This is a genomic window from Thalassotalea profundi, assembly GCF_014653195.1.
GTDB classification, from domain to species: domain Bacteria; phylum Pseudomonadota; class Gammaproteobacteria; order Enterobacterales; family Alteromonadaceae; genus Thalassotalea_B; species Thalassotalea_B profundi.
This window is the reverse complement of record NZ_BNAH01000001.1, coordinates 73104-87206: the sequence shown is the minus strand read 5'-3', so window position 1 is coordinate 87206 and position 14103 is coordinate 73104. Positions and strand designations below refer to the sequence as shown.

The following is a 14103-nucleotide window of genomic DNA, read 5'->3' as shown; positions in this document are numbered from 1 at the left end:
CCTGTAGAAATGCCTTCTCGCATCTAAAAATACTTATCTAATAGTAAATTGACAATATTTGTTGCAGTGATAGGCTAACGTAATAAATTACTTTTAATGAGCATTTTATGAACCTATTTGAGGGCTTATTACTTATCACCAGCATTCATTTATTGGCAGCTGCTTCTCCTGGACCTGACTTTGTATTAGTAACGCAACAGACATTAACACAAGGCAAAAAAGCCGGCTTATTATGTAGCATTGGGATAGCATTAGGCTTATCAATTCATATCATTTATTCTGCATTAGGGTTAGCCGCTGTTATAGCAAGTTCTGAAACGGCATTATGGTTAATAAAATCATTAGGGGGTTGTTATTTGCTTTATCTAGGAATAAAAGGAATTAAAGCTAAAGCAACTTTAAGTATCAAAACTTTAACCAATGACAATAACACTGTTACAGCTCATCAAAAATCAACTATACAAATCATTGGTTTAGGTTTTTTATGTAATGCTTTAAACCCAAAAGCACCTATTTATTTTGTCGCATTATTTACCATAGTTTTATCTCCTGATATGCCTATCATGCACATTTGTATTTATGGACTATGGATGATGATGATTCAATTATTATGGTTTTCTTGTGTAACTTTATTATTCTCACGACCGCGCGTTAATTATGCATTTCAAAAATTAGGTCATTGGTTAGATCGAATTCTTGGCAGTGCCATGATTATTATGGGAATCAAAGTGATTACCACGAAGATAAACTAAGTGTGCAACCAATCCTTAATTAGTCATTCATCACTAGCCCAATAAGAAGAGCAAATTACATGGATAAAAAATATCAAAACTTTAATGACTTTTACCCTTTCTATTTAAGCCAGCATCAGAATAAAGCTTGTCGTAGACTGCATTTTATCGGTAGTTTGTTAGTCTTATATCTATTGTTTCATAGCCTTTTTACAATGAAATTAAGTCATTTATGGTTATTACCTATTGTAGGGTATGGGTTCGCTTGGTTAGGACACTTTTTCTTTGAAAAGAACAAGCCTGCAACATTTCAATACCCTATTTATAGTTTAATAGGAGATTGGGTTATGTTTAAAGATATACTAATAGGAAAAATCCGTTTTTAATGCCTAAAACCTTCACTCAATAAATTTTAACATACATTGAAAATCAAATATATTTTACACTATGTAAAATATATTTGACTCAATAATACACAACGATTAATATTTACCTATGTCAAAAATACTTGACTTAAAGTAAAATATATTATTCACAAGGAATATAAAATGGGATATCAAGAAAAGGCATCATGGGGCACGCTACTAATAACCCTTATTGTATTAGTAAATTATGTTGGAGAATTAATAACGGTAAATATTACCGATATTAGTATATTAAGGCTTCTTTCTATAAGCTTTATTTGGATTATCGCAGCAAGTATAATAGTTCATGTCATTTTGGCGATTTTAAACGCTAAAGAGGCGGAAAAAGGTACTGATGAAAGAGACAATATTTTTGAGCTAACAGCAACAAGAAATAGTGGTTGGACTTTATATGTTTTTGTGTTTTTTACTTTTAGCCAATTGTTTTTAGTGCAGCATTTTATTACGAATGGTGAAATTTCATTCTTGATCATACCAAATGTATCTACAGCTTATAACATGGCTAATGTATTAATGTTAGGACTACTAATATCAAGTATAATACACGAAGTAACCAAGCTGTATTACTACCGTAGAGGTTATTAGTGTGACTAAAAAAATAACCAATAACATTCGAAAACTGCGTTTTAACTATAATGAGATGACACAAAAAGACTTGGCTGATTTGGTTGGTGTATCAAGGCAAACAATTGTCGCAATCGAGAAAGATAAATACTCTCCCTCTTTAGAAGTAGCTTTTAAAATTGCCGATGTGTTTAAAGTAACAATAGCCGATGTGTTTATCTACCAATGAGCTATATGTTTTAATCAAAAGAGATTAACTCTATCAAAATTAGCTTGATACGAATACAGAATTTAGTGTGCTATGTCAGTATCAAGCTAAACGTTGTAGTTTAACAATCACAAATGAGGCTTCTGTTGTTTGAGTAATTGTTTAATCTCTGCCAGCTCTTGCTCTAGCTTTTCAATTTGAGCACGGCTTGCGGGTTCTCCACCCTCACCCGATTCACCATGCTGCTCTGCACGATGTAATTCATGCTCTTTACTCATCACTTCTAAAATGGTACCAACCATCATATTTAAAAAGATAAATGCCGTTAGAAAAATAAAGGTTAAATAGAAGATCCAACTCATCGGAAACACGGTCATTGTTTCATACATAACATCTGTCCAATCTTCAAACGTCGCGACACGAAATAAAGTCAACATAGCGATAGAAACATCGCCCCAGAGCACTTCGTTTATGTCATGGAACACAAGGCTACCAATTGCAGCATAAATGTAGAAAATAACAAACATTAATAATGCGATGTACCCCATACGAGGGATAGCTTTTAATAATGCGTTTATCAGTAGCCTAAGCTCTGGCACCATAGAGACTAAACGTAGTACTCTAAAAACACGTAATAAACGTGCAAGTAAAACGCCAGATCCTCCTTCAGGAATTAAACTACCAATCACAATAATCGTATCGAAGATATTCCAGCCATTTTTAAAGAAAGATTTTTTATCTTTAAAAGCTAAAAAACGAATCACGATTTCAAACAAAAAGAATATCGTTATTATTACATCAAGCACTGTTAACAGCTGCATTGCATTATCTGGCAAATTATGGGTTTTAGCGCCTATTAATAAGGCTGATAACAAAATAACCACAATAATTGACCATTGAAATACAGGACTCGCATCAATGCGTTTTAACCGATTTTGTATTGTTAAAATAACAGAGGGCATGTATTAATTATTCCATTTCACTAACAGCAATATATTGATATAACAAAGATATTTTTCATAAGTTATCTTGCATTTACACCAACGAAAGGGTTTGAACGTTTTTCTTCACCAAATGTACTCATAGGTCCATGACCAGGGATAAAGCGCACATCATCACCTAGTAAAAATAAATTGTTTTTAATCGAATTAATCAAAGTATTGTAATCACCACGAGGAAAATCAGTACGCCCAATTGAACCTTTAAAAAGTACATCACCCACTTGTGCTAATTTTGACTCACGATGAAAAAATACTACATGTCCAGGGGTATGCCCAGGACAAAAATACACTTCAAGCGTAATATTACCAAAAGTGACGTTATCGCCTTGGTTTAACCAGCGATCTGTTACAAAGTGCTCAGCGTCTTCAAACCCAAAACGTGCTTTTTGCTCAGGTATTAAATCAATCCAAAACTGATCTTCTTTATGTGGCCCTTCAATTGACACCCCATAATGGCTTGATATTGCTTTTGTAGCCCCTGCATGATCAATATGAGCATGAGTTAATAATACTTTTGTTAAGGTGAGGCCTTTTTGCTCAATGGCATTGATAATTAATTCAGGATTTCCGCCAGGATCAACCACCGCGGCCTGTTTAGTTTCGTCACACCAAAACAATGTACAATTTTGTTGAAATGGGGTGACAGGAATAATTTGGTATTGCAACATAACAAGCCTTTTTAAAAATATATCAGAGCACATTTTAACGTATGTTATTCATGTTGGGGTAGTGTTTTAAAGTTCAAGTAAGAATATTTTATTTAAAACAGCAAATTATTTAGCTAGTTATACTTCCCTAACGCCATTGAACTCGGTAAGCTCTGCTCAAATAAAAAATAATTAATTCAATATATGTCTATAGTTAGAGATTCTTTTCATTCCCGCATTGGCTTTGTACTAGCGGCCGCTGGTTCAGCTATTGGTTTAGGTAATATATGGGGATTCCCCACACAGGCTGCAAATAACGGTGGTGGTGCCTTTCTATTTGTTTATTTAATTGTCACTTTGCTTTTGGCACTACCGGCTTTATACGCTGAAGTTTATATTGGTAATCAAGCACAAAAAAACCCCGTTTCTGCACTAGGCGACGCCTGTAAAGATATCTCAGAAAATTTAGGGCGCAAAGCTGGGTTAATCGGCTTATGTGGCGCAATAATGATGCTGAGCTTCTACACCATAGTGGCGGGCTGGATGTTAGCACACGCACTTGCTGCTTTAGCCTCTTTACTTAATGCAAACGACATAGCAACTTGGTTGTCCACGTCAAGTACACAAAGAAATTTACTTTTCACACCTATATTTATTTTACTTGGCGCAGGCATTATTCATCAAGGCGTAAATGCAGGTATCGAAAAGTGGTCTGCCCGACTTATGCCTTTACTACTGATCATGTTAATCGGATTGATTATTTATATCTTAAATCAACCCGGCGCAGAAAAAGGTCTTGAAGTTTACCTAGTGCCGGACTTTAGCCAAGTAACAGATCCAAAATTGATTATTTCTGCAATGGGGCAAGCATTTTTCTCATTATCTATTGGTGTAGGTGGCATGATGGTTTATGGCTCTTACATGCAAAAGGGCAAAGATATTGGCAAATTAGTATTATCGATTACCGCACTTGATACTTGTATTGCTTTCCTAGCAGGTTTATTGATAATCCCAGCCCTTTTTGTCGCACAAACAGCAGGGCAAGATGTATTTCAAGGGGATAAACTGATTGGTGAAGGGCAGCTTATTTTTAATATTCTACCTGAGCTATTTAACTCAATGGGAAATATTGGCTTATTTGTTTCATGCGCTTTTTTCTCTTTACTCTCTATTGCCGCTTTAACGTCAACAATTTCATCAACAGAAGTCCCTGTTGCTTACTTAATGGAAGATAAAGGCTTTGCTCGCCCTAAAGCTACATGGTTAGTTTCCGCAATTGTCTTTTGTGCAAGTATGTTGCTTATTGCATTTTTCGATCAACTATTTGGTATAGTGATCCAAGCGTTAACCACAATATTGCAACCACTGAGCTGTTTATTCTATTTTATTGTTGTTGGATGGATGTGGAATAGAGGTAATAAATTACGTGACAAATCGTTGCAAGTAGGTCGTCAATGGTTAGCGATTTGGGGCAATTATATCCGTTTTGTTTGCCCTATTTTACTCAGTGTTGTATTTGTTAATGTGGCCATTTTAAATTAGTTAACAACGCCACAGGTTTTTTATATAAACAAAAAAGGCATAGTAATTACTATGCCTTTTTTGTTGAATTAAGCTTTATTCTGCGCCTTCGTTATGCATATCAATAATTGAATCTGCATTCTTATCTGACGTTTCTTTAGTTTCATTATTACGCATTGCATCGAGTCTTTCTAAATACCCTTGGTCAATATCGTTAGTTATATATTGTCCATTAAAAACAGAGGTTTCAAAGCCTTTAATGCTTGGATTAGTTACCGATACTGCAGCTTTTAGATCTTCAATTGATTGAAAAATCAACTTATCTGCACCAATAAGTTGGCAAATATCATCAACTTCACGACCATGAGCAATTAATTCATTGGCACTTGGCATATCAATACCATAAACATTTGGGAAACGAATTTCTGGTGCTGCTGAAGCAAAATATACTTTTTTAGCTCCGGCGTTTCTCGCCATGTCAATAATTTGCTCTGACGTAGTACCTCGAACGATTGAGTCATCGACTAATAATACATTTTTACCGGCAAATTCAGCACCAATAGCGTTAAGCTTTTTACGTACTGACTTCTTACGTTGTTCTTGACCCGGCATGATAAACGTACGACCGATATAGCGATTTTTAACAAACCCTTGTCGATACGGTAAGTTTAATGTTTGAGCAATCTCTAAGGCACTATCACAAGAAGTTTCAGGAATTGGGATAACGACATCGATATCAACATCAGCCCATTCTTTCGCAATTTTTTTACCTAACTTTCGACCCATTTCAACACGTGAGCCATAAACAGAAATCTTATCAATCGTAGAATCAGGGCGAGCAAAATAAACATACTCAAAGATACAAGGATTATACTGAGGATTTTCGGCACACTGTTTACTATGAATTTGTCCATCTTCGGTAAAGAATATAGCTTCACCTGGCGCCACATCACGTACAAAAGTAAAGTCATTAGCATCTAATGCAACTGATTCAGAAGCAACCATGTATTCAGTACCACGATCAGTTTCACGTTTACCAAACACTAATGGGCGAATTCCATGTGGGTCGCGAAATGCAATAAGCCCATGCCCAATAATTAATGCGGTAGTTGCATAAGCACCACGCACACGCTTGTGTACATTAGCAATCGCGGTGAAAATATCATCAGGTGTTAAGCTAATATTCCCTGCTTGTTGCAACTCGTGACCTAAAATATTAAGTAATAATTCAGAATCTGATGTCGTATTAACATGGCGACGAGCTTCATTATACAACCATTCTTTTAATTCATCTGCATTGGTTAAGTTACCATTATGCGCCAATGAAATTCCAAATGGTGAGTTTGCATAAAACGGTTGCGCTTCTGATGAACTTGAAGTACCCGCTGTTGGATATCGAATGTGACCAATACCAATATTGCCTTGTAAACGTAGCATATGACGCGTATGAAACACATCTTTTACTAAGCCATTAGCTTTACGCAATCTAAAAGTATTATCGTTCATAGTGACAATACCTGCCGCATCTTGTCCACGATGCTGTAAAACAGTTAAACCGTCATAAATTGCCTGACCTACTGGTGTTTTACCAACAATGCCAACTATACCACACATAAAGTTATTCTCCGCCGAACTAAGCTTTATTTAAGAAACTTGATGATTGTTTGAGGTATTCAAAAAACCATTCAATAATTAATGTAAATTCTGGGATCAATTGAGAACTTTTCCACCATGCACTTTGTGCCGCTGGTGTAAAAGCATCTAAAAAGAAGAGTATTGCGCTGGTAATTAAAACGCCTCGCAAGGCACCAAAAACAATACCTAGTACACGATCTGTTCCTGATAAACCGGTTTTTTCAACTAGCTGTCCAATAATATAATTAATTAACGCGCCTAGAATGAGTGTTGTGATAAATAAGATAGCAACAGAGGCGGCATTACGAAGTAATTGATCGGTAATATTGGTTAAGTGCAACGCTAAGTCAGCATAAAATGAACTTGCTACAAAAAAGGCACTGATCCATATAACAAGTGATACAGCTTCTTTAACAAAGCCCCTCACTAAACTGATAAGTGTTGAAATAACAATGACTGCCACTATGGCATAGTCTATCCAAATCATAAGTCGAGTGTTCTCATTGATTAGAGGCGCGCATTCTAACAGAATAGGACTCTATTTAGCCAATTTTTTTGTGATTCATATCAAGTAACGAATCGCGTACATTAATAGACTTTTTAACTTTAATTCGTATTCGTTGGCTTAAAGCGCGCTATTTTACCTTCAACAGTCGTTAACTTTTTCAATTCTGGGATTTTTTTCTCTAAGCTTGATCGAATGAGTTCAGGGCCGATAAAGACTTTAGTTAAATTACCTGTTCGCGTTTTAATTGGCTTACTAAATGCGGTATAGCCATTGTCTTTAAGTTTTTTAAGTAATTCATCTACATTTTTTTTATGACGAAAACTACCTAGCTGAATCACCCAAGCTTCTTTTAACACAGATTTCTCTGGTAACTTAGCAGGAGGATTTCCAATGATAGTTTCTTTATCAGGTAACGAGGATACTTTGACTACTTGACTATCATCGCGAGTATCTAATGTATCATCATTACCTGAGGCTGGCTCATCATCTAATGCTGTTTCATCAGAGATTTCGTCTTGCACTAATTGCTCAAATTTTTGTTCATCAAGTTGTTTATTAGTTGGTTTAAAATCTATGCTAGGTACGGAAGGAATTTGATCAAATTCCTCTTGATAAGTTTTTTTCTCACCATCTAAGATGTCAGGTAAAAAGATAATTGCGATCGCCGCTACAATAACGGTTCCCACAAGTCGATTTTGAAATGGTGTAGACAAGGTAACTCCTAAACTAACAATTTTCTAATACTTGCAACGGTATAAAACGAACCGAATACTAAGATTAAATCAGTTGACTGCGCTTTAGATAGAGCCATTTTATAGGCATCCTCTACTTTGTCAAAACAATTCACGGAACCTTCAGCTACACTTAAATATTCAGCCAATACTTGTGCTCTAGCACCACGTGATACAGTAAGACTTGCTACATACCAAGCATCAATATCTTTGTGTAATTCAATTAATGTACTTTTAATATCTTTATCAGCAAGCATAGCAGCTACTGCATATACTTTTGCCTCGGGTTTATTTTGTACATATTGTTTCACATACTGACTTAAATAACGTGCGGCTAAAGGATTATGACCAACATCAAGCACCACATCGCAGCTTGCTTTAAAATGCTCTGTACGCCCTGCAACTCGAGTTTTATTAATCGCCTTTATTAAATCCATTTCAGTAATTTCAGGCACTAATAAAGTGATTACCATTATAGCTGTAGCAACATTATCAAGTGGAATATACGGTAAAGGTAAGTTGTTAAAGTTATGGCTTGAACTTTGCCAGAACCATGTTTTATCATCGCTAAAGCTAACACAAAAACTTTTCTCTCGTTGCCATACATTAGCATTTATATCGTTTGCATATTTCAACACACTCTCAGGGGGAAATACCTCTCCTAATATCGCATGTTGCTTTGTACGTAAAATACCGGCTTTTTCTCTACCAATGGTTTCTCTGTCATTACCTAAAAATGCTTGATGATCTAAATCAACTGTTGTGACCACCGCAATATCAGCATTGATAATATTAGTAGCATCAAGCCTACCGCCTAAGCCAACTTCTAGCACAATAAACTCAGGACGTTCGCTCATCAAGATAAGAAATGCCGCTAAGGTAGTGTATTCATAATAGGTGAGACTAATTTCTGCGCGCGCTTGTTCTATTTGTTTAAAAGCATCAATTATAGGCTGATCGGCAACATCATCTTGGTTAATACGGAGCCTTTCATTAAAATGCTCTATATGGGGTGATGAATACACTGCAACGCTCTTACCTTTGCTCAGCAATACTTGTTCGATAAACGCACAAGTGGTGCCTTTTCCATTTGTTCCGGCAACAGTGATCACTTTAGCAAAAGAAAAATCAATCGATAAACGCTCAGCAACTTCGCCTACACGAGTTAACCCTAGATCGATTTCACTACTATGTAGTGACTCTAAATAAGAAAGCCACTCATCGAGAGAATGCTCGCTTGAGTGGCTTAAAAAATTTTCTATCATAAATAGTGTATATCTACATTCAATACTAATTAGTTAAACTTGGCTGGCCAGTAAACTTAGCTAATAAACGCCCTAATGTATCACGCATTTCTCGACGATCAACAATCATATCTATAGCGCCTTTTTCTAAAAGAAACTCACTACGTTGAAAGCCTTCTGGTAACTTTTCTCGCACCGTTTGTTCAATAACACGAGGACCTGCAAAACCAATTAAGGCTTTAGGTTCTGCCACATTTACATCACCTAGCATAGCTAAACTAGCAGAAACACCCCCCATGGTAGGATCGGTTAGTACTGATATATAAGGTAGGCCTTGTTCACTCATTTTAGCTAATGCCGCACTCGTTTTAGCCATTTGCATTAATGAAAATAATGCTTCTTGCATACGCGCACCGCCACTTGCTGAAAAACATACAAACGGTACTTTATGCTCTAAACAGTATTCAACACCTTTAACAAACCGAGCACCAACAACTGAAGCCATTGAGCCACCTAAAAATGAAAATTCAAATGCAGCAACCACGACAGGCATACCTAAAAGCTCACCTTTCATAACAACAAGGGCATCTTTTTCACCGGTACTTTTTTGAGCTGATGAAAGGCGATCTTTATAACGTTTTGAATCTTTAAACTTTAATATATCTTGTGGCTCATATTCAGCCCCTAATTCAATTCGTTCACCCTGATCAAGAAAACCTTCAACACGTTTACGTGCTGTAATACGCATATGGTGGTCACACTTAGGACAAACAGACATTTGTCGATCTAATTCAGCTTTATATAATACTGCATTACACGCGGTACATTTACTCCATACACCTTCGGGAATATTGCTGCGTTCAGTCGTTTTTGCTTTTGGGAGAATCTTTTCTATCCAGCTCATAATAAATTGCCTATTGCGCGAGAAAAACCTGATAACAGCAAGAAACTATCATCAAATTATTACTAATATCAAGAATAACCACTAATTAGACCACAAAATACGGTATTTTGAACATAAAAAACTGGTCTGTTTTGTTTAAAATTCTAGTTATTCCAAAAATAATGGACCTAATTTACGTTTAGGTAAATTAAATTCTTCTGGGTAATCAACACCAACAAAGTATAAGCCTGCTGATGCTGCCGTCATTCCAGCGAGGCATCTATTTTTTGCCAACAATACTTCTTCTATCCATTCTATTGGTTTCAACCCTTGCCCTACTTTCATTAGGCTACCGGCAATATTACGTACCATATGATGTAAAAACGCATTGCCTTTAACATCTAAAATAAGATAATCGCCTTTACGAGTCACATTGCAATGATAAAGTGTTCTGATCGGGGAATGAGATTGACAATGTACCGTTCTAAATGAAGTAAAATCATGTTTACCCACAAGAAACTGTGCAGCTTCGTTCATTAAGATTTCATCGAGTGGATAATGACAAAAACTTAAACCATGACTTAAAATGGCTGAGCGTTGTTGATTATTATAGATAATATAACGATAGCAACGGGCAGTAGCGCTAAAACGAGCATGAAATTCGTCACTTACTTCTTTTACCCAAGTCACCGCAATATCTTTAGGTAAGTTAGTATTAACGCCTAACGTCCAAGCGACATCCTTCCTAATTTTAGTCGTATCAAAGTGAATGACTTGATTAGTTGCATTTACACCAGTATCAGTCCTGCCAGCACAAATGACCTCAATAGGTTCATCTGCAATTTTAGATAATGCTTTCTCTAATGTTTGCTGAACACTAATTACACTTTTTTGACGCTGCCAACCATAGTATTTACTACCATCATATTCAATGCCTAGCGCATACCGCATTTACTTTCCCCAACCTAACAATTAACTAAAGCTTAAACGCGCGCATTATCCCTTATTTATCGCTTGTTTGCGAATACTAATCCGATAAAATAATTATACTTATACACTAGATAAACATTGAAATTTCACTAGGTGGACCTTATCTTCCATAGTAAGTTAACAATCTAAATTCTGTATCTTAAATGAGAAATCCTAGAGTTTATCAAAATCACCCACTCACACTTGGCGCAACTATTGAATTAGATGCAGATGCCTTTGGTCATATTATTCGTGTGTTACGCTTAAATAATGGTGATAAAATCATTTTGTTTAATAGTGCGCTATTTAATGGAAAATGGGGTGAATTTAGCGCTGAACTAACCAATGTAAGTAAGAAAAATGCCCAAGCTAAGATCATTTCTTTTACAGAAAAAAATAATGAATCTCCTCTTAATATTCATTTAGGACAAGGTATATCTCGTGGTGATCGCATGGACTTTACTTTACAAAAATCAGTAGAACTTGGAGTAAACACAATTACCCCGTTATTTACTGAACGTTGTGGTGTTAAACTTAGTGGCGAACGCTTAAATAAGAAACAAGAGCAATGGCAAAAAATAGTTATTAGCGCCTGTGAACAAAGTGGCCGCTGCTCAGTACCAATGGTTAAACAACCAGAAGTGTTAAGCGCGTGGCTCGCTCAAAAAACATCAGCATTAAAGTTAAATTTACATCCAAAAGCCCAGCATTCTATTATGTCGATACCTGATATCAATGATAGAGTTAGACTATTAGTTGGTCCTGAAGGCGGCTTAACCGATGAAGAAATTAACGCCGCAGAGCAACATAAATTTCAAGCGGTATTATTAGGTCCAAGAGTACTACGAACAGAAACAGCCGCATTAACCGCAATCACCGCACTACAATGCCGTTATGGCGATATAAAGTAGCCTTGGTAGTAAATTAGCGATGATATTAGCAATAAGAATAGGAATTAAAAATGACAATTAAACTTGGCATAGTAATGGACCCCATTTCACAAGTTAACGTGCGTAAAGACTCGTCTATGGCGATGATGTTTGAAGCCCAAAAACGTGGTTATCAACTTTTTTACATTGAAATGAAAGATCTCTATCTAACTCAAGGGCAATGCCGTGCAAGTGTCCAACAAGTAAAGGTTTATGACGACCCTGAACATTGGTATGACCTAGAAGCGGTTGAAGATATCGCATTAGAGTCACTTGATGCTGTATTAATGCGTAAAGATCCTCCTTTTGATACTGAGTATATTTACGCCACTTATATGCTAGAACGTGCTGAATTAGCAGGAACATTAATTGTTAATAAACCGCAAAGCTTACGTGATTGTAACGAAAAGCTATTTACTGCCTGGTTTGCTGACTTAACACCGAAAACATTAGTGACAAGAAGTAATGAGCGTATTCGTCAATTTCATCAAGATAATAAAGACGTTATTATAAAACCATTAGACGGTATGGGCGGCTCGTCAATATTTCGCTTAAAAGAAAATGATCCAAATGTGGGGGTTATTTTAGAAACATTAACGGCGCATGGTAACCAATACGCTATGGTACAAGAGTTTATCCCTGATATTAGCAATGGCGATAAGCGCATTTTAATTGTTAATGGCGAACCTATGCCTTATTGCCTGGCAAGGATACCGGCTAAAGGCGAAACACGTGGTAACTTAGCCGCAGGTGGCAGAGGTGAAGCAAGGCCACTTTCAGCTACAGATAAATACATTGCTGAAACTATTGCCCCTGAACTTAAAAAGCGTGGGCTATACTTTGTAGGATTAGATGTTATTGGTGATAAAGTTACCGAAATTAATGTTACTAGCCCTACATGTATCAGAGAAATAGAAGCAGCATATCCAATTAATATCAGTGGAAAACTGATGGACGCCATTGAAGAACATTTGGCCAAGAAATAACAACATTAATAGCTATTACAAGGTAGAAAAGTGGACAGTTTAGAAAATCATTTACTTATTGCTATGCCAAGTCTAGGGGATTCATTCTTTAATAGAACGGTCACTTATATTTGTGAACATAACGAAGAAGGTGCCATGGGATTAATTATTAATTTACCTGTTAATGTTACTTTAAATGAACTTTTGTCTCAGCTAGACGCCAATAAGAAAAGCCTACCATCACTCGAACAAATGGTATTGTCGGGTGGACCTGTATCTCCCGATAGAGGTTTTGTATTACATAGTCCACAAAATAGCTGGAGAAGTTCATTAGCATTAAGCGACGAAATAATGATCACTACGTCAAAAGATATTTTAATGGCACTAGGTACTGAACTTTCTCCGCCAGACTATTTAGTGACACTCGGTTATGCGGGGTGGGGACCAGGACAGCTCGAGCAAGAAATTCAAGAAAACTCTTGGTTAACAACGCCTGCTGATAGTGAAATTTTATTTAAAACGCCAATAGAAAAGCGCTGGCAAAAAGCTGCAGAAAAATTAGGCATTGATGTTGCCCATTTATCGTCTGACGTTGGTCATGCGTAATGACCACTAGCAATAATAGCAAGGGCAAACGCACCATTATTGGTTTTGATTTTGGTAAAAAATATATTGGCCTTGCGCTTGGGCAAGAACTCACAGGTAGTGCAAGACCACTTGGTGCGGTTAAAGCGAAAGATGGTATCCCACAATGGCCGGATATTGCAAAATATGTTAACGAATGGTTACCCGACTTATTTGTGGTTGGCTTACCTTTAAATATGGATGGTAGCGAACAACAGCTGACATTAGATGCGAAAAAGTTTGGTAATCGCTTATCTAATCAATTTTCCAAACAAGTAATTTTTCAGGATGAACGTTTGACCACAGCCGACGCTAAAGAACGCTTATTTGAGCATGGCGGTTTTAAAAACCTACAAAAGGATAATATTGATGCATTATCTGCCGCACTGATCATCGAAAGTTATTTTGAAGCGCAATATAATGCGTAGTAACTCACCTAAGGTTTATTCATTCTACAAACTGCGCCTACTTACTAAAGACCGTTTAATTCGTATATAATAAGCAACTCTGCCCTGTTT

Annotated in this window: 17 protein-coding genes; 9 read left to right on the top strand and 8 right to left on the bottom strand. The window is 36.4% G+C overall.

What is annotated here, in order from left to right:
- Positions 1-107: 107 nt before the first annotated feature.
- From IE155_RS00375 to IE155_RS00360, 4 genes are all read left to right on the top strand, one after another.
- Entirely contained in the window at positions 108-752 is a 645-nt protein-coding gene (locus IE155_RS00375) for a LysE family translocator (RefSeq protein ID WP_189376113.1), read from the top strand.
- A 59-nt stretch (positions 753-811) separates the two neighbouring features.
- Positions 812-1117: an Mpo1-like protein gene (locus IE155_RS00370; protein ID WP_189376112.1), complete on the top strand. Its 306-nt coding sequence runs from the start codon at positions 812-814 to the stop codon at positions 1115-1117.
- A gap of 162 nt (positions 1118-1279) precedes the next feature.
- Positions 1280-1741: a hypothetical protein gene (locus IE155_RS00365; protein ID WP_189376111.1), complete on the top strand. Its 462-nt coding sequence runs from the start codon at positions 1280-1282 to the stop codon at positions 1739-1741.
- Between the two features lies 1 nt (position 1742).
- A complete protein-coding gene (locus IE155_RS00360; protein WP_189376110.1) occupies positions 1743-1949 on the top strand; it encodes a helix-turn-helix transcriptional regulator in 207 nt (68 codons plus the stop codon).
- Between the two features lie 107 nt (positions 1950-2056).
- Here the strand turns inward: IE155_RS00360 and IE155_RS00355 are convergent, their stop codons facing one another.
- Both IE155_RS00355 and IE155_RS00350 read right to left on the bottom strand, forming a co-directional pair.
- A complete protein-coding gene (locus IE155_RS00355; RefSeq protein ID WP_189376109.1) occupies positions 2057-2890 on the bottom strand; it encodes an ion transporter in 834 nt (277 codons plus the stop codon).
- A gap of 62 nt (positions 2891-2952) precedes the next feature.
- Complete coding sequence (locus IE155_RS00350; protein WP_189376431.1) at positions 2953-3594, bottom strand: MBL fold metallo-hydrolase; 642 nt, start codon at positions 3592-3594, stop codon at positions 2953-2955.
- A gap of 186 nt (positions 3595-3780) precedes the next feature.
- Between IE155_RS00350 and IE155_RS00345 the strand changes: the two genes are divergently transcribed.
- On the top strand, positions 3781-5118 hold the full coding sequence (locus IE155_RS00345; protein WP_189376108.1) for a sodium-dependent transporter: 1338 nt from the start codon (positions 3781-3783) through the stop codon (positions 5116-5118).
- A 75-nt stretch (positions 5119-5193) separates the two neighbouring features.
- Here the strand turns inward: IE155_RS00345 and purF are convergent, their stop codons facing one another.
- The 6 genes from purF to truA form a co-directional block, all read right to left on the bottom strand.
- Positions 5194-6711, bottom strand: a complete 1518-nt coding sequence (purF, locus tag IE155_RS00340; RefSeq protein WP_189376107.1) for an amidophosphoribosyltransferase — start codon at positions 6709-6711, stop codon at positions 5194-5196.
- A gap of 19 nt (positions 6712-6730) precedes the next feature.
- Entirely contained in the window at positions 6731-7219 is a 489-nt protein-coding gene (locus IE155_RS00335) for a CvpA family protein (protein ID WP_189376106.1), read from the bottom strand.
- 119 nt (positions 7220-7338) lie between these two features.
- Positions 7339-7953, bottom strand: a complete 615-nt coding sequence (locus tag IE155_RS00330) for an SPOR domain-containing protein (protein WP_189376105.1) — start codon at positions 7951-7953, stop codon at positions 7339-7341.
- Positions 7954-7961: 8 nt separating this feature from the next.
- Positions 7962-9236, bottom strand: a complete 1275-nt coding sequence (gene folC, locus IE155_RS00325; RefSeq protein ID WP_189376104.1) for a bifunctional tetrahydrofolate synthase/dihydrofolate synthase — start codon at positions 9234-9236, stop codon at positions 7962-7964.
- Positions 9237-9261: 25 nt separating this feature from the next.
- Positions 9262-10119, bottom strand: coding sequence for an acetyl-CoA carboxylase, carboxyltransferase subunit beta (accD, locus tag IE155_RS00320; RefSeq protein WP_189376103.1), 858 nt, complete (start codon positions 10117-10119; stop codon positions 9262-9264).
- Positions 10120-10266: 147 nt separating this feature from the next.
- Positions 10267-11049: a tRNA pseudouridine(38-40) synthase TruA gene (truA, locus tag IE155_RS00315; RefSeq protein WP_189376102.1), complete on the bottom strand. Its 783-nt coding sequence runs from the start codon at positions 11047-11049 to the stop codon at positions 10267-10269.
- Positions 11050-11231: 182 nt separating this feature from the next.
- Here truA and rsmE point away from each other — a divergent pair, with 182 nt between their 5' ends.
- The 4 genes from rsmE to ruvX are packed head-to-tail and all read left to right on the top strand — an operon-like array spanning position 11232 to position 14013.
- Entirely contained in the window at positions 11232-11978 is a 747-nt protein-coding gene (gene rsmE / locus IE155_RS00310) for a 16S rRNA (uracil(1498)-N(3))-methyltransferase (protein ID WP_189376101.1), read from the top strand.
- Positions 11979-12028: 50 nt separating this feature from the next.
- Complete coding sequence (gene gshB / locus IE155_RS00305; protein WP_189376100.1) at positions 12029-12982, top strand: glutathione synthase; 954 nt, start codon at positions 12029-12031, stop codon at positions 12980-12982.
- A 30-nt stretch (positions 12983-13012) separates the two neighbouring features.
- A complete protein-coding gene (locus IE155_RS00300) occupies positions 13013-13567 on the top strand; it encodes a YqgE/AlgH family protein (RefSeq protein ID WP_189376099.1) in 555 nt (184 codons plus the stop codon).
- The gene (gene ruvX, locus IE155_RS00295; RefSeq protein WP_189376098.1) at positions 13567-14013 is read left to right on the top strand and encodes a Holliday junction resolvase RuvX; all 447 of its coding nucleotides are present in this window, start codon (positions 13567-13569) and stop codon (positions 14011-14013) included. The genes IE155_RS00300 and ruvX overlap by 1 nt, the downstream gene beginning before the upstream one ends.
- The last annotated feature ends 90 nt before the right edge of the window (positions 14014-14103 follow it).